At 71.8% G+C, this 18,272-nt stretch carries 17 protein-coding genes; 5 read left to right on the forward strand and 12 right to left on the reverse strand.

The window, feature by feature from the left end; translation table 11 throughout:
• Window positions 1-16 precede the first annotated feature (16 nt).
• Window positions 17-1,312: a styrene monooxygenase/indole monooxygenase family protein gene (locus tag ACFYNU_RS05190; RefSeq protein ID WP_356586467.1), complete on the forward strand. Its 1,296-nt coding sequence runs from the start codon at window positions 17-19 to the stop codon at window positions 1,310-1,312.
• Window positions 1,313-1,322: 10 nt separating this feature from the next.
• On the opposite strand, the gene ACFYNU_RS05195 is transcribed toward ACFYNU_RS05190, so the two are convergent.
• From ACFYNU_RS05195 to ACFYNU_RS05205, 3 genes are all read right to left on the reverse strand, one after another.
• The gene (locus tag ACFYNU_RS05195) at window positions 1,323-2,570 is read right to left on the reverse strand and encodes an NlpC/P60 family protein (protein ID WP_356586469.1); all 1,248 of its coding nucleotides are present in this window, start codon (window positions 2,568-2,570) and stop codon (window positions 1,323-1,325) included.
• A gap of 214 nt (window positions 2,571-2,784) precedes the next feature.
• Window positions 2,785-5,331 (reverse strand): PQQ-binding-like beta-propeller repeat protein, encoded by a 2,547-nt coding sequence (locus ACFYNU_RS05200; RefSeq protein ID WP_356586471.1) that lies wholly within the window; start codon window positions 5,329-5,331, stop codon window positions 2,785-2,787.
• Between the two features lie 317 nt (window positions 5,332-5,648).
• Window positions 5,649-5,921 carry a hypothetical protein gene (locus ACFYNU_RS05205; RefSeq protein WP_356586473.1) on the reverse strand — a complete coding sequence of 91 codons (273 nt, stop codon included), beginning with the start codon at window positions 5,919-5,921 and terminating at the stop codon, window positions 5,649-5,651.
• Between the two features lie 258 nt (window positions 5,922-6,179).
• On the opposite strand from ACFYNU_RS05205, the gene ACFYNU_RS05210 reads away from it, so the two are divergent.
• The gene (locus ACFYNU_RS05210; RefSeq protein ID WP_356586475.1) at window positions 6,180-6,674 is read left to right on the forward strand and encodes a hypothetical protein; all 495 of its coding nucleotides are present in this window, start codon (window positions 6,180-6,182) and stop codon (window positions 6,672-6,674) included.
• A gap of 29 nt (window positions 6,675-6,703) precedes the next feature.
• On the opposite strand, the gene ACFYNU_RS05215 is transcribed toward ACFYNU_RS05210, so the two are convergent.
• Window positions 6,704-7,663, reverse strand: coding sequence for a diiron oxygenase (locus ACFYNU_RS05215; protein WP_356586477.1), 960 nt, complete (start codon window positions 7,661-7,663; stop codon window positions 6,704-6,706).
• A gap of 170 nt (window positions 7,664-7,833) precedes the next feature.
• Here ACFYNU_RS05215 and ACFYNU_RS05220 point away from each other — a divergent pair, with 170 nt between their 5' ends.
• Window positions 7,834-9,000, forward strand: a complete 1,167-nt coding sequence (locus tag ACFYNU_RS05220; protein ID WP_356586479.1) for a ferritin-like domain-containing protein — start codon at window positions 7,834-7,836, stop codon at window positions 8,998-9,000.
• Here ACFYNU_RS05220 and ACFYNU_RS05225 read toward each other — a convergent pair.
• Both ACFYNU_RS05225 and ACFYNU_RS05230 read right to left on the reverse strand, forming a co-directional pair.
• A complete protein-coding gene (locus tag ACFYNU_RS05225; RefSeq protein ID WP_356586481.1) occupies window positions 8,984-9,847 on the reverse strand; it encodes an alpha/beta hydrolase in 864 nt (287 codons plus the stop codon). The genes ACFYNU_RS05220 and ACFYNU_RS05225 overlap by 17 nt on opposite strands.
• A gap of 34 nt (window positions 9,848-9,881) precedes the next feature.
• Window positions 9,882-11,030, reverse strand: a complete 1,149-nt coding sequence (locus ACFYNU_RS05230) for an amidase family protein (protein ID WP_356586483.1) — start codon at window positions 11,028-11,030, stop codon at window positions 9,882-9,884.
• 96 nt (window positions 11,031-11,126) lie between these two features.
• Here ACFYNU_RS05230 and ACFYNU_RS05235 point away from each other — a divergent pair, with 96 nt between their 5' ends.
• Entirely contained in the window at window positions 11,127-11,414 is a 288-nt protein-coding gene (locus ACFYNU_RS05235) for a hypothetical protein (RefSeq protein ID WP_356586485.1), read from the forward strand.
• Window positions 11,415-11,447: 33 nt separating this feature from the next.
• Here the strand turns inward: ACFYNU_RS05235 and ACFYNU_RS05240 are convergent, their stop codons facing one another.
• The 5 genes from ACFYNU_RS05240 to ligD form a co-directional block, all read right to left on the reverse strand.
• Window positions 11,448-12,905, reverse strand: a complete 1,458-nt coding sequence (locus ACFYNU_RS05240; RefSeq protein ID WP_356586487.1) for a penicillin-binding transpeptidase domain-containing protein — start codon at window positions 12,903-12,905, stop codon at window positions 11,448-11,450.
• Complete coding sequence (locus ACFYNU_RS05245) at window positions 12,902-14,383, reverse strand: FtsW/RodA/SpoVE family cell cycle protein (protein WP_356586489.1); 1,482 nt, start codon at window positions 14,381-14,383, stop codon at window positions 12,902-12,904. The genes ACFYNU_RS05240 and ACFYNU_RS05245 overlap by 4 nt, the downstream gene beginning before the upstream one ends.
• Window positions 14,384-14,533: 150 nt before the next feature.
• The gene (locus ACFYNU_RS05250; RefSeq protein ID WP_356586491.1) at window positions 14,534-15,049 is read right to left on the reverse strand and encodes an SH3 domain-containing protein; all 516 of its coding nucleotides are present in this window, start codon (window positions 15,047-15,049) and stop codon (window positions 14,534-14,536) included.
• A 133-nt stretch (window positions 15,050-15,182) separates the two neighbouring features.
• Window positions 15,183-15,584: a zinc-ribbon domain-containing protein gene (locus ACFYNU_RS05255; RefSeq protein ID WP_356586493.1), complete on the reverse strand. Its 402-nt coding sequence runs from the start codon at window positions 15,582-15,584 to the stop codon at window positions 15,183-15,185.
• A 92-nt stretch (window positions 15,585-15,676) separates the two neighbouring features.
• Entirely contained in the window at window positions 15,677-16,561 is an 885-nt protein-coding gene (gene ligD / locus ACFYNU_RS05260; protein ID WP_356586495.1) for a non-homologous end-joining DNA ligase, read from the reverse strand.
• Window positions 16,562-16,601: 40 nt separating this feature from the next.
• Between ligD and ACFYNU_RS05265 the strand changes: the two genes are divergently transcribed.
• Window positions 16,602-17,642 (forward strand): Ku protein, encoded by a 1,041-nt coding sequence (locus tag ACFYNU_RS05265; protein ID WP_356586497.1) that lies wholly within the window; start codon window positions 16,602-16,604, stop codon window positions 17,640-17,642.
• A gap of 52 nt (window positions 17,643-17,694) precedes the next feature.
• On the opposite strand, the gene ACFYNU_RS05270 is transcribed toward ACFYNU_RS05265, so the two are convergent.
• Entirely contained in the window at window positions 17,695-18,201 is a 507-nt protein-coding gene (locus ACFYNU_RS05270; protein WP_356586499.1) for a hemerythrin domain-containing protein, read from the reverse strand.
• Window positions 18,202-18,272 lie beyond the last annotated feature (71 nt).

An 18,272-nucleotide genomic window follows, 5' to 3' on the forward strand; every position in this document is an offset into this window, starting at 1 on the left:
TACGGAGAAACCCGCCATGCGGAAGATACTCGTCGTCGGCGCCGGACAGTCCGGCCTCCAGCTCGCCCTCGGACTCCAGGCGCACGGGTACGAGATCACCCTGCTGTCCAACCGCACGCCCGACGAACTCCGGTCCGGCCGCGTCATGTCCACCCAGTGCATGTTCCACACCGCGCTCCAGCACGAGCGCGATCTCCAACTGGCCTTCTGGGAGCCCCAGGCCCCGCGCGTCGAGGGCCTCGGCGTCTCGGTCGCCACGCCCGACTCGTCGCTCTCCTCCCTCTCCTCGCTCTCGTCCCTCTCCTCCGGCCACTCACGCGCGGTCGACTGGGTGGGCAGGCTCGACGGGATCGCCCAGTCCGTCGACCAGCGGATCAAGATGGCCGGCTGGATGGAGACGTTCGCCGAGCGCGGCGGCCAACTCGTCATCCACGGTGCGGCCGTGTCCGACCTGGACTACTTCTCCCGCCTGTACGACCTCGTCCTCGTCTCGGCCGGCAAGGGCGAGCTGGTCGCGATGTTCGGCAGGGACGCCGCCCGTTCCCCGTACGCCGCACCGCAGCGGGCGCTCTCCGTCGCGTACGTGCATGGGCTGGGCCCGCGCCCCGAACACCCCGAGTTCGACGCCGTCCGCTGCAATCTCGTGCCGGGCGTGGGGGAGTTCTTCGTGATGCCGACGCTGACCGTCTCCGGCCGCGCGGACATCCTGTTCTGGGAGGGCGTGCCCGGTGGCCCGGTCGACGTCTTCCAGGGCGTCGACGACCCGGCAGACCATCTCTCGCTGACGCTGGAGCTGATGGAGCGCTACACGCCCTGGGAGTACGCCCGCGCCATGAAGGTCGAGCTGACCGACGCGAACGCCACACTGACCGGCCGCTACACGCCCACCGTCCGCCACCCCGTCGGACGGCTGCCGGGCGGCGGACTCGTCCTCGGTGTCGCCGACGTCGTCGTGGCGAACGACCCCCTCACCGGACAGGGCTCCAACTCGGCCTCCAAATGCGCCGCTTCGTATCTGGAGTCGATCGTGGCGCACGGTGACCGGGAGTTCGACGAGGCGTGGATGCGGGCGACGTTCGACCGCCACTGGGAGAGCGCGCGGCACACCACCCGGTGGACGAACGCGATGCTCGCCCCGGCGCCGGAGCATGTGCTGAGACTGTTCGACGCGGCGGGCCGGCACCAGCCGATCGCCGACCGGTTCGCGAACGGCTTCAACGACCCGTCGGACTTCGAGCACTTCTTCTACGACGCCGAAAAGACCGACGCGTATCTCGCGGCCGTCGGCGGCGAAAGCGTCACGACCGGCTGACGCGCCGCGCTCAACCGGTCCGTCCCGACTGCGTGTCGTTGCCGGTGTCGGTGCCCTCGGTCGCGTCCGGCGGCAGCTCCGGAGGCTCGTACGACTTGCTGTCCAGCGACACCGCGTCCGGATCGGGGCGTACGGCGCCGAGCAGCGGGTTCGACGCGAGGGGGGAGACCTTCACACGGCCGCCGGGGCGCGGTGCGTGGATCACCCTTCCCTCGCCGAGGTACATCGCCACATGGGTGGCCTTCGGGAAGTACACCACCAGGTCGCCGGGGCGCAGTTCGCTCAGCTTCACCTTGGTCAGCCGCGCCCACTGCTCCTGGCTCGTACGGGGCACGGTCACCCCGGCGCGCGCCCATGCCTGTGAGGTGAGCCCCGAGCAGTCGTACGAGTCCGGGCCCTCCGCGCCCCACAGATACGGCTTGCCGATCTGCTCGACGGCGTAGGTCAGTGCCTCGCCGCCACCGGTCGACGGCGCCCGCAGACCGCGCGCCAGACTCCTCGTCGCGGTCCCCGTCCCCGTCCCCGTCCCCGCCCCCGTCTCCGTTGCCGTCTCCCTCTCCGTCGCCGCGTCACCGAGCGCGCCCGAAGTGATCAGCTCCTTCTGGGCCTTGTCGGTGTCGGCCTCCTCGCGCTCGGCGATCGCCGCGATCTGCTCGGCGGTGAGCGAGGCGAGCATCTTCTCGACGTCGGCCAGCTTCGCCCGGACCGCGTCGCGCTGCCTCTTCTGCTTCGCGGCGAGCGCCTGCTGTTCGGTGAGCATCTTCCGGGACTGGGCGGCGAGGGCGTCGGCGCGCCTCTCGCCGTTGGTGTAGCGGGCGACGGTCGACAGCCGGTCGCGCTGTGCGCGCTCCATCAGATGCTGCTGATCCAGCGCGTGTTGGGGGTCGTCGGCGAGCAACAGCTGGACGTAGGAGGAGAGTTCGGAGGTGCCCTGGTACTGCTGGCGGGCCAGTTGCCCGATCTGGGTCCGGCTGCGCACCAGGGCCTCGCGCGCGCCGGTGAGACCGGCGCCCACGCTCTTCGCCTTGGCCTGCTGCGCCTTCAGCTTCACCTCGGTGGCGTTGTAGTCCTCGGTCGCCTCCTCGGCCTGCTGATACAGCTTCCGCATCTCGGTGAGCAGTTCGGAGACGCTGCGCGGGGCGCTGCTGTCGGGTGCCGGTGCCGGCGCCGGTGCCGCGCCGGCCGGTGCGGCGTACGGCATCGCGACCAGGACGGCGAGCGCCGCCGTACAGACGGACCGCAGAAGTCTGCCTGACACACCATCACCTCCACTCGTGGGGCGGCCTGTCCGGCCCCAGGGCGATGATGCGGCGTCAATTGTCCGGCTCCCGTGTGCTTACCGCACAATTGGGCGAGATGGCGGCACGCCACCACCCCCGCGGGGCCGATGTCGCGGCCCCCGGCGTGGCGGTTTGCGGCACCGGCGGCGCGAGCGGCGCCCGCGGCGCGGTCGACAGGGTCGGAGCTGGCGCTCAGTCCACCGGCAGCGCGTAGAAAGTGCCCCCGCGCCGGATCACCGCGGACTTCCCCGCCATCAGCGGCTGATAGACGGGCGGGGCCACGGCCGCGCCGTCGGCGGCGGGGGAGGGGGCGGGCCCGCCGGCGTTCTGGAACTTCCAGAGCCGTCTGCCGTCCGTCGCCGCGAACGCCGTCACCTGAAGCCCGTCCGCCGCGAGCACCGTCCGGCCGCTCGCGCTCAGCGAGATCCGGGGGACACCGTTCCAGGCCGGGCCCTCCGTCGTGCCCTTCCAGCGCTCGTCGCCGGACTCCGGGTCGACCGCGTACACCTCCTGGGCGCGGTTCGCAACGTACAGCGTGGAGCCGGCCAGCGTCCCGGTGCCGAAGGCGAACGAGTTCTGGCCCGCCACCCTGGGCGCGCCCGCCCTGCGCCACAGCTGCTTCGCGTCGGCGGTGTCGTACGCGTACAACTGGTCCGCCGCGGCGGCGAACAGCCGGCCCTTCGCGTCGCCGACCGACCCGCCCGTGGGCGGCACGGCGCCGAACGACTTCGACCAGGCCCGCTCGCCGTCGGCGCGGCTGAAGCAGTGGTACACCGATCTGCCCTTGCCCGTCCTGACCTGGGCGGGCAGCAGCGACTTGGCGTCCTGACGGACCACGATGTCCGCCTCCCGTACCGCGATCAGCTGGTACACGGGCGTCAACGGGGCGCGGCCGTTGGAGACCGTGGCGCGCCACAGCTCCTTACGGGTCGTCAGATCGAAGGCGAAGAGGTACGTGCTGACCTCGGCCGCCTTCCCCGTGCCCGTGCTGTGCGCCCCGGTGAACCAGACCTGGCCGTCAGCGGTCCCGGTGACGCCCGCGACGGTCAGGCCTGGCGCGTCCGCGAAGCCGTCCGCGTACGCCACACGGTGCTCGACCTTGCCGGTCGCGGTGGAGATCCAGAGCAGACCGCTCGTCCCCGCGACGAAGGCGAGGCCGCCGGGCGCGGGCAGCGCCGGGTGGAGCGCGGCGGCGTCGGCGTTGCGCCAGAGCCGCTTGCCGGTGCGGACGTCGACACCGGTGGCGCCCGAGTCCGTCGTGACGACGAGGGTGCGGCCACCGATGACGGCGGCGTTCAGGGTCTCGTCCGCGGCCGGCTTGTGCTCGTACGCCCACAGGGCCGCGGGCGGCAGTCCGGTCAGGCCCTTCGGGGTGTCGTTGCCGGGCTTGCCGTCGGTGTCGTCGGACGGTTCGTCGTCGTCGGCCAGCGCGAGTACGCCTCCGCCGCCGATGACCAGCCCGGCGGCACCGGCGACGATCCCGGTGAGGAGCGCGCGCCGCCCGAGCGGCTGCCCGAGAGCGGCGAACCGGCCCGAGCCGGACGCGGTGGGCGCGCCCGACGGGGCGCCGGCCGCGGGCGGCAGCGCGGGCGGCCCGGCCGGTGTGGACAGTGCGGACGGTCCGGCCGGGAGGGGCTGGATCTGCTGCGGCACCGGGGCGGCGGCCGGAGGCAGCGGGAACGCCGTCGGCTCGGGCCTGGCGTGCGGCACCGAGAGGGCGGTGGTCGGCCGGTCGCCGGGCGCGGCACGGGGCCGGCCGATACGCGTCGTACGGGTGTCGGGCTCACCGGGAACGGCGTCGGCGGGCCCCTCGGCCGTGCCGTCCATCGGACGGTGCAGGGCGTCAACTCGGGCGGCCTGTTCGGCGATCGACGCCGACAGCGCGGCGGGCAGCCAGCCGTCCGGCGCGGCGCCCGCCGCCGCGGCGGCGCCCTCCAGGGCCAGTTCCGCCGCGACGGCACCGGCCGTCGGCCGCTCGCCCGGCTCCTTCGCCAGACAGCGCGCGACGATCGGCCGCAACTCCTCCGGCACACCGTCGAGTTCGGCCGTCCCGTGCGCGATACGGTCGGCCGCCGCGTCGGGCGGCCCGTCGGCGAGCGGGGTCGTACCGGTGGCGGCGTACGCGAGCAGCAGCCCCAGCACGAAGATGTCGGCGGGCGGCCCCGGCTCCTCGCCCTCCAACTGCTCCGGGGTGAGATACCCGAGCCGTACGGACAGCCGCCCGTCCTCGGCGGCCTCCGCCGACGCCGCCGCGCCCAGCGCCCCGAAGGCGGTCAGGCGCGGCCCGTCGGCGGCGAGCGTCACGGTGTCGGGGGCGAGCCCGTGCAGGACCGCCCCGGTCGCGTGGACCCGCGACAGCGTCTCGGCGAGCGCGGCGCCCAGTATCCGCAGCGAACGCTCGGGCAGCGGTCCGGCGGAGGCGACGGCCTCACCGAGGGTGAGCGCGGGGACGTAGGCGGTCGCGGTCCAGAGCATGTCCTGACCGGCCGCGTCCGTACGGGAGTCGAGCAGCGGCTGCACCCAGCCCCCGGCCAGCCTCTCGGCGGCGCGGGCCTCGGCCTGGAAGCGGCGTCGGAAGGCGGGCAGCGCGGCGAGTGCGGGGCGGGCCACCGCGACGACAGCGGCGGCGCCGTTCGCGCCGTACGCCAGATACCGCACGGCGCTCGCCGACTCCCGGTACCGCGCCAGCACGGTGTAGGGACCGACAAGACGCGGGTCGTCGTGCTGTAGCGGTTCCATCACGAGAATGCCCCCTGGTGGCTCTGCCGGGAGGTCGTCTCCGGCTGGTCGATCCTAGGGGGTTTCGTGCCGATCTTGCCGGGCTCGCCGTGCCTGGCACACACTCGCCGCGTTGTCTCCCTCCTCCGCCTTGCGATCGCACGCACCAACGTGACATCAACCGCTGCGCGGCGGGCGCTCCCTGATCCGGCCTGATCGACAAGACACCGCTAGGGGGTGCCCGACAAATCCCGCCCGCGGCGCCATGGGTGACGGCCACGGGCGTCCGCTCGCCTGCCCGTCCGCTCGTCTGCCCATCCGCCCGTCGGCGCGTCCGCTCATCCCCGGTCGGGCTTGGACCAGGGCCACTTGAGGGCGCGCCGCTCACGACCCCCGGGGACGTACTCGTACTTCCAGCCGCGCTGGAGCCCGAGCCGCTTGCTGTACCCGGCGGGGGCGCGCCGGTAGGTGAACACGGTGGGCGGCCCGCCGGCGTCGTCCGGCACGGGGACCTCGTACCACTTGGGCGGGTGCCCGGTCGTTCCGGTCAGCACGGGCAGTACGCGACCGTCGAGCGGCCCACCGACAAAGACGGTCTCTTCGCTTCTCACGCCGCCAGTGTCGCGCAGCGCCCGGCCGGCCGTGGTCGCCGGTCACCCCCGCGGCGTACGGCCCCGCCTCCGCCGTCCCGCCGCCGGCCCGCCGCCACGACCAGCGGCTTAACGATCGGTACTGGTCCGTCCGAGGGAACGGGGACGGCTGTCTCGGCGCGCCGCTTGACGGTGCGTCTGCCTTTCATGAAGGCCACGGCTCGGTTTCCCGAGCGGGCGCCGGACGCCCGCACCGCGCCAAGGAAGCGGAGATTCACCATGCGCGTTGCTCGCATCCTCGCCACCGCAGCCCTGTCCTCCCTGGTCCTGGGCGCGGGTGCGACGACGGCCCACGCCGGCGGCACCGGCGGCCGGCCGACCCTCACGGTCAGCCCGAGCCCGGCGCCCGCCGGCTCGTCGGTCACGATCTCCCTCAACGGCGGCTGCCAGGCCGGCTCGGTGACGGCCTCCTCAGGAGCGTTCACCGGTTCGGTCACCCTCACCAAGGGCGCGACGACGGGCACCTACCGCGGCACGGCCACCATTCGCCGCGACGCCCGTACGGGCTCCCACTCGATCAACATCGCCTGCCCGAACGGCGGCCCGTCGACGTTCACGTTCACGGTCGGCACGACCCCGTCGGGCGGCACCACCGGTGGCCTCGGCGGCAGCATCACGGACATGGACGCCCCGAAGATCGCGACGGGGGCGGCGCTGGTGACGCTCGCGGCGGCGGGCACGACGCTGGTCCTGCGCCGCCGGGCGAGGAGCTGAGCCGCGGCCCCCGCCGGGGGCCGGCCCCCTCAGGCCAGCAGTCCCGACGCCTTCCACAGCCGCCGCCCCGTTCCGCGCATCACCCCGATGTCGTCCAGGAAGTCCGTCAGGCGTTTGGCGCCCGACTGCATCACCTCTCGGCGGTGGGCGCTCGCGCGGACCTGGGCGATGGCTTCGCGGCGGTTCAGGCCCACGTTGTCGTAGACCTGGGGGTTGACGAAGCAGACCGAGAAGACGCGCGCCGCCTCGCCCGCCGTGAGGCGGGTCAGTTCCCGCTCCCAGCGGGGGGCCGTGACCATCTGGCGGCGCAACTCCTCGCGGGCGTACCGGACATGGCGCGCCTCCTCCACCACATGAATGCGCGTCACGCCGCGCACCAGCGGCTGGACCCGCTCGTCCGGGAATGTCAGGCGCTGCATCCAGTCCAGGATCTCCTCGCCCAGGAGCGTCGCGGCGAAGGAACCCGGTGTCGTGGAGACCGTCTTCAGCAGGCGCGCCACGTTGTGGTAGACGCGGGGGACGGGGTACGCGGGGGCGCCGCCCTTCTGGATCATGCGGGCGAACATCATCGAGTGGCGGCACTCGTCCGCGATCTCGGTGAGCGCGTAGCGGACGTGGTCGCTGGTCACCGACTTGTCGTAGATGTGCCTGACCAGTAGCTGCATCAGGATGATCTCGAACCAGATGCCGAGCGAGGCGAGTGACGCGGCCTCGTGCCGGGCCAGGTCCATCCGCTGTTCCTCGGACATCCGGTGCCACAGCGGGGTGTCGTAGAGGGAGACCAGCTCCGGCGGCCAGTACCACTTGCCGTCCTCCGGCGGGGCGTCCCAGTCGAGGTCCTTGTCCGGGTCGAAGGAGTGCTTCGCCGAGGCTTCGAGCAGCCGCCGCGCCACCTGCTCGCGGTCCCGCAGTGGGCCCAGCGCGTCGTGGAGGAGCTGGATGCCGTGCGGCTCGGAAGCGGACGAGGGGAGTTCGTGTGCTGTCGTCATGGCTGAGACACCTCGTGTTACCGGGGGTACGGGGCTCGACCCTCTTATGAGACTTCCTGTCAGCAGCTCCCGTCAATCCCCTCCGCGCCACTTGTTGACTCGACGTCTAGCAGCGTGTGAACCTGCCAAATGTCCATGGTTCATACGGGGTTGAGGCGAAGGAGCCGCCAGTGTCGAGCCGTGATCTCTACGTCCACGCCCCCGACCGGCCGGTCTGGGCCGTCCCCGCCACCGGCGCCGCCCGCTTCCAGTGGGACTACGACGACGGCCGCGAACGCCTCCTCGCCCTCTACCAGAAGGGCAAGGACAAGCAGTGGGACAGCTCCCGGCGCATCGACTGGGACCTGGAGGTCGACCCGTACGACCCGCTCGGCGCCCCCGACGAGGCCCTGACCCTGTACGGCTCCCGCCACTGGGCGAAGATGACCGCGAAGGACAAGGCGGAGCTGCGCCGGCACTACGCGTCCTGGCAGTTCAGCCAGTTCCTGCACGGCGAGCAGGGCGCGATGGTGTGCGCCGCGCGGATCGTCGAGTCCGTACCGGACCTCGACGCGAAGCTGTACTCCGCCACCCAGACCATGGACGAGGCGCGGCACGCCGAGATCTACGGGCGGTTCCTGCACGAGAAGGTCGGGATGCTCTACCCGGTCAACGACAGCCTCCAGGGGCTGCTCGGGGACACCCTGCGCGACTCCCGCTGGGACATCCCCTACCTCGGCATGCAGGTCCTCATCGAAGGGCTCGCCCTCGCCGCCTTCGGCATGATCCGGGACACCACGAACAAGCCGCTGCCCAAACAGATCCTGGCGTACGTCATGCAGGACGAGGCCCGCCATGTGGCCTTCGGGCGGATGGCCCTGCGCGACTACTACCGGCAGCTCTCCGACGCCGAACTGCGCGAACGCGAGGAGTTCGTCATCGAGGGCTGCTATCTGATGCGCGACCGGCTGCGCGGCGTCGAGGTCCTGGAGAACTTCGGCGTGCCCCGGGCCGAGGCCGACGAGCTGTCCGAGCGGTCCGAATTCCTGCACCTCTTCCGCAAGTTGCTCTTCAGCCGCATCGTGCCGTGCGTCAAGGACATCGGGCTGTGGGGGACACGGCTCCAGAAGGCGTATCTGGACATGGGCGTCTTCGACCTCGGCGACTCCAGCCTCGATCTCCTCATGTCGCAGGACGAGGAGATCGCCGAACAGCTCGACCGCGAAAGGTTCGCCACCGAGGAGCGGGCCAGGGTCGCCGAGGTCGAGGACGCCATCGCCCAGGGAGCCCAGGGAGCCCAGGGAGCCGAGGGAGCCGAGGACGACGCGGCGGCCGGCGGGTCTATACCGGTCGCGTGAACGCCAGCACCGCCCGCGTCACCGCCTCCGGCTCCTCCAGCAGCATCGCGTGCGTCGCGTCCACGTCCACCGTCCGGGCCGTCGGCCGGTCACGCACCAGCGCGGCCAACTCCGCTTCCTTGCGGCGCATATGAGTGGCCGTCAGTTTCTCGAACCACTCCATTCCAGGCGTCGGCGGCTGCTTCCTGCGCCCCACGACCACCAGCAGCGGACACGTCAGACGGCGCAGCGTCGCGAACAGGTCCAGCCCGTCCAGGGCGTCGAGCACCTCCAGCCACCGCTCCCGCTGCGGCAGCATCTGCCAGCGGCCGTCGGGGAGTTCACGGGCGGAGGCCCGTGCCGACGCCTCCGCCCGAGCGGCCGGAATGCCGAACAGGCCCGCGTACGCGACCTGTTGTTCCACATACTCGGGCGGCGCCACCTGACCGCCGCCCGCCCGTGTCATCTCGTCCATGCGCTCCCGGCTCGCGCGTTCCTCGCCCTCGTAGGACTCGGCGGGGTCCCACCACACGCCGTCGAGATCCACCACGCCCGGTGTCACCCCGGGATGCCGGTCGGCGTAGACGGCGGCGAGCATGCCGCCCAGTGAGTGGCCGACCAGGAACGCGTCGGGCATGTCGTACGCGCGCAGCGTCTCCTCGATCACGGCGACCGCCGAGTCGAAGGTCCAGGGCTCGTCGGCGCCGACGCCGGAGGTGCCGTGCGCCGGGAGATCGGCCGCGAGGACCCGGTGGTACGGGGTGAGCAGGGGTACGGCGGCGTCCCAGTCGGCGAGCGAACGCCCGGCGCCGTGCAGCAACAGTATGGGCGGGCCTTCGCCGCCGTGGTCGTGAAGGTGAAGTGGCATGGCTCAACGGTAGGGGCGGCGCGGAGGCTCAAGATCATCCGCCGGGAGGAAGGAATCCGGGCCCCCGGCGGTCCATAATGGATGAGGGGCGGGACAGCGCGTGAGGCGCGGGGCGCACGACCGGCAGAACGTTCTCGGCGGTCCGCGCGAATTCCAGCAGTGAGACGTCGGCCCCCCGCTCCGCGACCAGTTGGAGCCCCACCGGGCAGCCGTCCGGCGTGAAACCGGCCGGCAGACTCGCCGCCGGATGGCCGCTCAGATTGAACGCCCAGGTCAGCGCGGTCGAGTAGACATCCGGCCCCGGCCCCTCATGGCCGTGCGGGCGGTTCGGCGTCACCGGGGTGAGCAGCAGCGGCGTACGCGCGAAGTACGCGTCGAGCCGCCGGTCGTTCTCCTCGCGTACGGCTGCGCCCGCCGCCGGGTCACCGCCGCGTATCGCCAGCCATGCCTCGCACGGGTCCAGCAGCGACAGCTCCGGGGCACGGCCGAGCCGCACCACCCCGGCCGCCACCAACCGGTCCACCGCGCCCCGTACCACCCTCTCCACCGCCGGATCGGTGCGCGCGAAACCGAGATCCGGCGAGTACGCGGCGAGCACCGGCGCCTCCACGGGGGGCGGCTCCTCGTACTCCGTCAGCACCCACCGCAGCCAGCTCCACGCGTCCGCCGCCCGCCGCGTCAGCACCCCCGCCGTCGCCAGCCCCGTCCGGTCCGGCGACGGCAGCAGCCCCTTCGTCGTCTTCAGACCGAACACCCCGCACCACGCCGCCGGGATCCGCACCGACCCCGCCCCGTCGCTGCCCGTCGCCAGCGGCACCAGCCCCGCCGCGACGGCCACCGCCGAACCCGCCGACGAACCACCGGGCGTGCGGTCGGCGCGGTAGGGATTGACCGTACGGCCGTGGGCGCCCAGCCCCCAGGTCTGCCAGTACGTCCCCGGCCCCGGCACCGCCGTCGAACCGACCGGCACCGCCCCGGCCGCGACCAGCCGCCGCGCCGCGTACGAACGGATACCCGCCGGGCCCTTCACCCCGAACGGCAGCCCGGCCAGCGGCAGTTGACCGTCCACCGTGCGCGCCCGCTCCAGCGCCCGCGCGTGCCACACCTCGACGAAGGCGCACAACTGCGGGTCGAGCCGGTCGATCCGTCTCAGTGCCTCGTCCACCGACCACCAGTGCGTCACTCCGATGCCCTTCCCCGGTTGCCGCCCCCGCACGCCGCGCCCACGCTTGGCGGGCGGCACGGGTGTGCCGGAGCGCTGCTGAGAGGCGGGATAACGATGAGGGTGCTGCTGACGGTCCGGATGGACACCGCGAAGGCGAACAAGGCGATCACGGATCGGACGCTGCCCGCCACCATGAAGTCGGTGTTCGACCGGATCAAGCCGGAGGCCGCGTACTTCGGGAGCGAGGAGGGGCTGCGCACCGCGTACATCGTCTTCGACCTCAAGGACGCCTCCGACATCCCGAGCGTCGCCGAGCCGTTCTTCCAGGACCTCGACGCCAAGGTGACCTTCGCGCCGGTGATGAACTTCGACGACGTCCAGGCGGGCCTGCAAGCCCTCTGACTCTCCGGACCGGCCCGATCGACAGGACACCGCCTAGCGCCGCAGCGCCGCCTCCATCACCGCCCGTGCGATCGGCGCCGCGTCCCCGCCCCCGCTGATGTCGTCCCGCACCGCCTCCGCGTCCTCCACCACCACGGCCACCGCCACCGCGGGCCGCCCCGTGCCCTCCGCCTGCGCCCAGGAGATGAACCAGGCGTACGGCGTACCGGAGTTGCCCACCCCGTGCTGCGCCGTCCCCGTCTTCCCGCCCACCGTCGCGCCGTCGATCCCGGCGCTCATCCCGGTACCGGTCTCCACGACGTCCACCATCAACTGCCGCAGCCGGTACGCCGTCGACGGGCTCATCGCCTGCTGGTAGGTGTGCTCGCCCGTACGGGAGACGACATCGCCGTCGGCGGCGAGCGTCCGCTCCACCAGATACGGGTACTTGAGATCGCCGCCGTTCGCGACGGCCGCCGCGACCATCGCCATCTGGAGCGGCGTCGCCGTCGTGTCGAACTGGCCGATCGAGGAGAGCGCGAGCTGGTCCTCGCTCATCCGCCGGTCGAAGTTGGACGGCGCGACACCCGACGGGATCCGCAACGTCCGGTCGTTGAAGCCGAATCGGCCCACCGCCTCCACCATCCGGTCGAGCCCCACCCGCACCCCCAGCCCGGCCAGCACCGAATTGCAGGACCATTTGATGGCGTACGCCAGCGACTCCTTGTCGCAGCCCCGCGCGTCGTTCGGCAGCGTGGTGCGGGTGCCCGGCAGGACGTACGGCTCGGGGACACCCGTCGGCTCGTCCACGTCATCGACCACCCCGGCGTCCAGCGCGGCGGCGGCCGTCACGATCTTGAAGGCCGAACCGGGCGGATACGTCTGCCGGATGGCCCGGTTGAGCATCGGCTGGGCGTACGCGCCGTTGTACCGCCGCCACGCGTCGGCCACCACCCTGCCCGTGCCCGACAGCTCTCCGGGGTCGTACGACGGGCTGCTGACCAGCGCGAGGATCCTGCCGGACGACGGCTCGATCGCGGCGACCGCGCCGCGTCGGCCGGCGAGTCCGGTGTAAGCGGCGCGCTGCAAGGCCGACTTGACGGTCGTGACGACCTTGCCGCCCGGCTCGTGGGCGCGGGTGACGTCGTTCCAGAACGGCAGCGGGGCCAGCATCGGGTCGGTGCCGGACAGGATGCCGTCCTCGGCGTTCTCCAGCAGGGTGGTGCCGTACGTCTGGGAGGCGTAGCCGGTCACCGGGGCGTACAACGGGCCCTGGCGGTAGGTGCGTTCGTGGCGCAGCTGCTGGCCGGTGTCCTTGGAGCCGGTCACCGGTCTGCCGTCGACAAGGATCTGTCCGCGCGGCTGCTCGTAACGGTCGATGGTCTTACGGCGGTTGGCCGGGTTGTCGTCGAGGGAGCCGGCCTGGATGACCTGGATCCGGGCCGCGTTGACGAGGAGCGCGACCAGGAGCAGCAGACAGAACGCGGCGGCGAGACGGATATGGCTGATCATCGCTCGCCGCCCCCCGGCGAGGACTCCGGTGAGGACTCCGGCGCGGAGTCCGGCGCGGAGTCCGGCGTGGACTCCGGCGCGGACGGTCCGCGGTCCGTCGGCCGCACCGTCACCACCGTCGGCGCGATCACGCCCGTCTCCACCGTCTCCGGGCGCGGCCTGCGCGCCGAGTCGCTGAGCCGGATCAGCAGCGCCACGATGACCCAGTTCGTCACGACCGACGAACCGCCCTGCGCCAGGAACGGCATCGCCATGCCGGTGAGCGGGATCAGCCCCGTCACCCCGCCCGCGATCACGAACACCTGGAGCGCCACGATCGACGCCAGACCGACCGCGAGCAGCCGCCCGAACGGGTCGAGCAGCGCGAGCCCGGTGCGGTAGCCACGGGCCACGAGCAGCGCGTACAGCAGGAAGATCGCCGTCAGCCCGATCAGCCCCAGCTCCTCGCCCGCCGTGGCGAGGATGAAGTCGGACTTGGCGGCGAAGCCGATGAGTACGGACCGGCCGAGCCCCAGCCCCGTACCGAACATGCCGCCCGCCGCGAACGCGAAGAGGGACTGGGCCAGTTGGCCGGGGCCCCGGCCGGCGTCGATGGACGCGAACGGGTCGAGCCAGTCCTGCACCCGGCTGTGCACATGCGGTTCGAGCCAGCCGACGGCCACCGCGCCGACGCCGGCCAGCAGCAGCCCGACGGCGATCCAGCCGGTGCGGCCCGTGGCCACGTACAGCAGGATCACGAAGAGCCCGAAGAACAGCAGCGATGTGCCGAGATCGCGCTCCAGGACCAGGACCAGGACGCTGAGCAGCCAGATCGCGACGATGGGGCCCAGCACCCGGCCGGTGGGCAGCTGGAGTCTCCAGATCCGGCGGCCGGTGTAGGCGAGGGCGCTGTGGTTGGCCGCGAGGTAGGCGGCGAAGAAGACGGCGAGCAGGATCTTGGCGAACTCACCCGGCTGGAAGGAGAGTTCGTCGATCCGGATCCAGATCCGGGCGCCGTTCACGGCGGGGAAGAAGATCGGCACGGTCATCAGCAGCAGCGCGGCGACCACCGACAGATACGCGTACCGCTGGAGCACCCGGTGGTCGCGCAGCAGCACGACGACGGCGATGAACAGCGCCACACCGAACGTCGACCAGACGAGCTGCGCGGGAGCGTCCCGATCACCGGGCGTCGCCAGGTCGAGACGGTGCAGCAGTACGAGCCCGATGCCGTTGAGCAGGACCGCGATCGGGAGCAGGAGAGGGTCCGCGTACGGGGCGCGGAACCGGACCGCGAGATGCGCGACGAGGGCGAGCAGACCGAGCCCCGCGCCGTGGGCGAGGGCGTCCGGCGGGGCGGCGTCGTCATGGGCGAAGCCGACGGCGACATAACCGAGCACGGAGATGAGGACGGCGCACACGAGGAGCGAGAGCTCGACTCCGCGCCGCTTGCGGAGGCGTAGTTCGGGCGGGGGCGAGTCCGCCGTCGTTGCGGTCATGGAGCGCAACGTAGCAACCCGACATGCCTTATGTCCGCTTATGTAAAGACATAAAGCATGTCGGGTCAGCCCGTGCGCGAGGTCGGGCCACGCGTGAGGTCAGGCCATGTGTGAGATCAGGCCATGTGTGAGGTCAGGCCGTGCGCGGGGTCAGCACCAGCGGGGCGCCTGGCCGATGTTCTCGATGTACGCGGCCGAGCCCCAGGCCCAGGTGCCGTCCGTGAAGAGGTACCAGCGGTTGTTGCCGTTCACGTTGTCGCCCGGCGTCTTGCAGAAGATGTGCACGATCTGGCCGTACGCGGCGCTGCCGATGACCCGGCTGCCGCGGGTGGGCTTGTCGCGCAGCAGGAGCCCGCTCCTGGCGATGACGCGCCCCTTGTACTCGCGGGGGGCGGAGGTGGCCGCGGTCTCGTTCTCGGCGGCGGTCTCGTTCCCGGCGGTTCCGCCGGCCTCGGTGGCGCCGTTGGTGTCGGTGACATCGACGGGCGCCGGGCCTTCGGTGGGGGTGTCGACGTGGCCGTTCCAGCTGACGGGCGGCGGGGTCGGTACCGCCGCCAGCGCGGGGGTCGCGGTGAGGGCCGCGACGGCGACGGCGAGGGCGGCGGCGTACGGGCCGAAGGAACCCCGGAGGCGCGGGGCAGAGGAACGCAGGGGGCGCTGGGACATGCGTGACTCCTGATGTTCGGGAAGGGGGCGGGAAGCCGACGGAGAACTGCTCGACCCTCGCCCGATTTACCCTAGTTTCGTCACATTCTGTCCGCAACCGTAACTCTGCGTCGCCCGTGCCCCGGCGCCGTCGTCAGCGCTGGTACGGGTTGCCGCCCTGGCCCGGCTGCTGACCCTGGCCGCCCTGGCTGAACGGGTTCCCGCCGCCCGGCTGACCGCCCTGGCCACCCTGCGCGCCCTGACCGCCCTGCGCGAACGGGTTGGCGCCGTGCTGCTGGCCGACACCCTGCTGGGCCTGCGTCGCGCTCTGCGCGAGCAGCTGCTCGGCCTGCTCGTTCGGCACCTGGTGCTCCACACCGCAGAACGTGCACTGCGTGTAGTGCTTCGTCGAGTACGGGAACAGCGGCACGAAGAAGAGGGTGAACTTGGAGACGCGCTTGCGCAGCGTGTGCGCCGACGGATTGCCGCACTGGCCGCAGACGAGCGTCAGTATCGCCAGCTGGTAGATGTAGCCCTTGGTGCCGAAGATGATCATGCGTGGTTCCTTCTCTGCTCATGACGCTTCACGGCGCCCCATCACGCTCATGACTGGCGTGCCTCCATGGTGCCTGCCGCCGACGTCGGCTGTCAGGGCAGGCGGCCCGCCCGGTTGAGATTGATGAGCGGGCCGAGGAGGTCCCCGTACCGCTCCAGCCGCCCCGCGATGTCGCCGACCCGGAAGACCAGGTCCTCCGGCGCCGCGCAATCCGCGACCTCTTCCCAGGACACCGGGGTGGAGACGGTCGGTTCCGGCCGCGCCCGCACCGTGTACGGCGCCGCCGTCGTCTTCGCCGCCGAGTTCTGGCTGTGATCGACGAAGACCTTGCCGGGGCGCAGCGCCCGGGTCATCCGGTGGACCACGAGCCGTGGCAGCTCGGCCTCGGCCTCGACGGCGAGCGACTTGGCGTACGCGGAGACCTCGGGCGAAGGGGTCGGCTCCAGCGGTACGAGCAGATGCAGGCCCTTCGAACCGGATGTCTTGGCGTACGCGCTCAGCCCGTCCGCCGCCAGCCTCTCGCGCAGCCAGAGCGCCGCCACGCAGCACTCCACCACGGTGGCGGGCTCGCCGGGGTCCAGGTCGAAGACGATGCGGTCGGCGCGGGCCGGGTTGTCGACCTGCCACTGCGGGGTGTGGAACTCCACCACCAGGTTCGCCGCCCACATCAGCGTCGCCAGATCCTCCACCAGCACCTGTTTGGCGATCTGGCCCGCCGAACGCGGCACCGCCGCCGTACGCACCCAGGAGGGCGCTCCCGGCGGCGGATTCTTGGTGAAGAAGCGCTGGCCGTCCGGGCCGTCCGGGTAGCGGAGGAAGGAGACGGGGCGGCCCGCCAGATGGGCGAGCAGGGCGCCGGCCGAGGTCGCGCAGTAGTGCAGCAGCTCGCCCTTGGTGGTCCCGGTGGCCGGATAGAGGACCTTGTCCAGATTGCTGAGGGCGATCCGTCGCCCCTCCACCTCCGCGATTGGCGTCATACGATGAGAATCCCACGAATTCGGATGTAAGGGATTAACCGTGCGATCCATATGGAACGGCGCAATCTCCTTCGGCCTGGTCAGCATCCCGATCAAGCTGGTGAACGCCACCGAGAGCCACTCGATCTCCTTCCGGCAGATCCATTTGGCCGACGGCGGCCGGATTCGTTACCGGAAGGTCTGCGAGCTGGACGAGGAGGAGGTCACCTCCGCCGAGATCGGCAAGGCGTACGAGGACGCGGACGGCTCGATGATCCCGATCACGGACGACGACCTGGCCCAGCTCCCGCTGCCGACGGCGAAGACGATCGACATCGTGGGGTTCGTGCCGGAGTCGTCCATCGACCCGCTCCAGGTGGGCTCGGCGTACTACATCGCGGCGAACGGCGTACCCGCCGCGAAGCCGTACACCCTGCTGCGTGAGGCGCTGAAGCGGAGCGAGAAGGTCGCGATCGCGAAATTCGCCCTCCGGGGGCGCGAGCGGCTCGGCATGGTGCGGGTTCTCGGTGACGTCATCGCCCTGCACGGGCTGCTCTGGCCGGACGAGATCCGGCAGCCGGAGGGGGTGGCGCCGGAGACCGACGTCAGCATCCGCGACGCCGAACTCGACCTGGCCGACGCCCTGATGGACACGCTCGGCGAGGTCGAACTGGAGTCGCTGCACGACGACTACCGCGAGGCCGTCGAGGAACTGATCGCCTCCAAGGCGGGCGGCGCCGCGCTGCCGGCGCCCGAGGCGGGGGAGCGGCGTGGGGGAAAGGTGCTGGACCTGATGGCGGCGCTGGAGGGCAGCGTGCGGGCGGCGAAGGAGTCGCGGGGCGAGGGCGAGGGTTCGGGCGCGGGTGGGGGCGACGCCGAGCATGCCGAGGTGACGCATCTGCCGACCCGCAAGAAGGCGGCGGGCGCGAAGAAGTCCACGGCGAAGACCACCTCGAAGACGGCCTCGAAGTCCACGGGGAAGACGACAGCCGCGAAGAAGACGACGGCGAGCAAGAGCGCCGCGAAGAAGACGACGGCCAAGAAGACGGCCGCGAAGAAGACGACGACGAAGAAGGCTCCCGCGAAGAAGCGCGCCTCCTAGCGGTTGCCGGTTGCCCGTGACAAGCCGGCGGCTGCCGGTTGCGGGCTGCCGGCTAGCGGCCCGGTGCGTCCCGCAGGGCGAAGTTGTCGGGCGGCGGGACGCGCAGCGCGTTGAGCGCGTCGACGAGCTTCTTCTCCTCGTACGTGAAGTGGGACTCCACCAGCGCGACGAGACCGTCCAGTTCGCCCCGTACGCGGCGCGCCTCGGCGGCGTCCGGCGCGGGGGCGACGCCGTTCAGCAGGTCCTGGAGCCGGCCGAGCATGCCGGTCACCATGTGGTGGTCGTGCGCGAGCTGTTGGAGTACGGGCCCCAGTTCGGGGAATTCCCGTGCCAGCGCCGGGAAGACGCCGTCGTCCTCCGCCGTGTGGTGCCGGGTCAGCGCGGAGCAGAACGCGAGGCAGTGCGCCTGTAGTTCGCGCGGGCGCCCGCCGTCGCCCGTGAGGTAGTCGTCGACGTCGTCCTGAAGCCGGGCAAGCTCCTCGCGGAGCCAGATGTGCACATCGATCAGCTGATTGCCGAACGCCGCGAGGCGGTCGTCCGGTCCGGTGGCGGTCCCCATGCTCCGCATCGTAATCGGCCGCGCATTATGGATTCTGTTGGATTCTGTGCGACAGACCCTGGCGGTTCCGG

This window comes from Streptomyces sp. NPDC006643 (assembly GCF_042870175.1).
In the GTDB taxonomy this organism is placed as follows: domain Bacteria; phylum Actinomycetota; class Actinomycetes; order Streptomycetales; family Streptomycetaceae; genus Streptomyces.

Excerpts from the sequence above, each read along its gene's own strand:
- ACFYNU_RS05190 (WP_356586467.1), top strand. The coding sequence starts at position 17 with ATGCGGAAGATACTCGTCGTCGGCGCCGGACAGTCCGGCCTCCAGCTC.
- ACFYNU_RS05200 (WP_356586471.1), bottom strand. The coding sequence starts at position 5,331 with ATGGAACCGCTACAGCACGACGACCCGCGTCTTGTCGGTCCCTACACC.
- ACFYNU_RS05210 (WP_356586475.1), top strand. The coding sequence starts at position 6,180 with ATGCGCGTTGCTCGCATCCTCGCCACCGCAGCCCTGTCCTCCCTGGTC.
- ACFYNU_RS05215 (WP_356586477.1), bottom strand. The coding sequence starts at position 7,663 with ATGACGACAGCACACGAACTCCCCTCGTCCGCTTCCGAGCCGCACGGC.
- ACFYNU_RS05225 (WP_356586481.1), bottom strand. The coding sequence starts at position 9,847 with ATGCCACTTCACCTTCACGACCACGGCGGCGAAGGCCCGCCCATACTG.
- ACFYNU_RS05235 (WP_356586485.1), top strand. The coding sequence starts at position 11,127 with ATGAGGGTGCTGCTGACGGTCCGGATGGACACCGCGAAGGCGAACAAG.
- ACFYNU_RS05240 (WP_356586487.1), bottom strand. The coding sequence starts at position 12,905 with ATGATCAGCCATATCCGTCTCGCCGCCGCGTTCTGTCTGCTGCTCCTG.
- ACFYNU_RS05245 (WP_356586489.1), bottom strand. The coding sequence starts at position 14,383 with ATGACCGCAACGACGGCGGACTCGCCCCCGCCCGAACTACGCCTCCGC.
- ACFYNU_RS05250 (WP_356586491.1), bottom strand. The coding sequence starts at position 15,049 with ATGTCCCAGCGCCCCCTGCGTTCCTCTGCCCCGCGCCTCCGGGGTTCC.
- ACFYNU_RS05255 (WP_356586493.1), bottom strand. The coding sequence starts at position 15,584 with ATGATCATCTTCGGCACCAAGGGCTACATCTACCAGCTGGCGATACTG.
- ligD (WP_356586495.1), bottom strand. The coding sequence starts at position 16,561 with ATGACGCCAATCGCGGAGGTGGAGGGGCGACGGATCGCCCTCAGCAAT.
- ACFYNU_RS05270 (WP_356586499.1), bottom strand. The coding sequence starts at position 18,201 with ATGGGGACCGCCACCGGACCGGACGACCGCCTCGCGGCGTTCGGCAAT.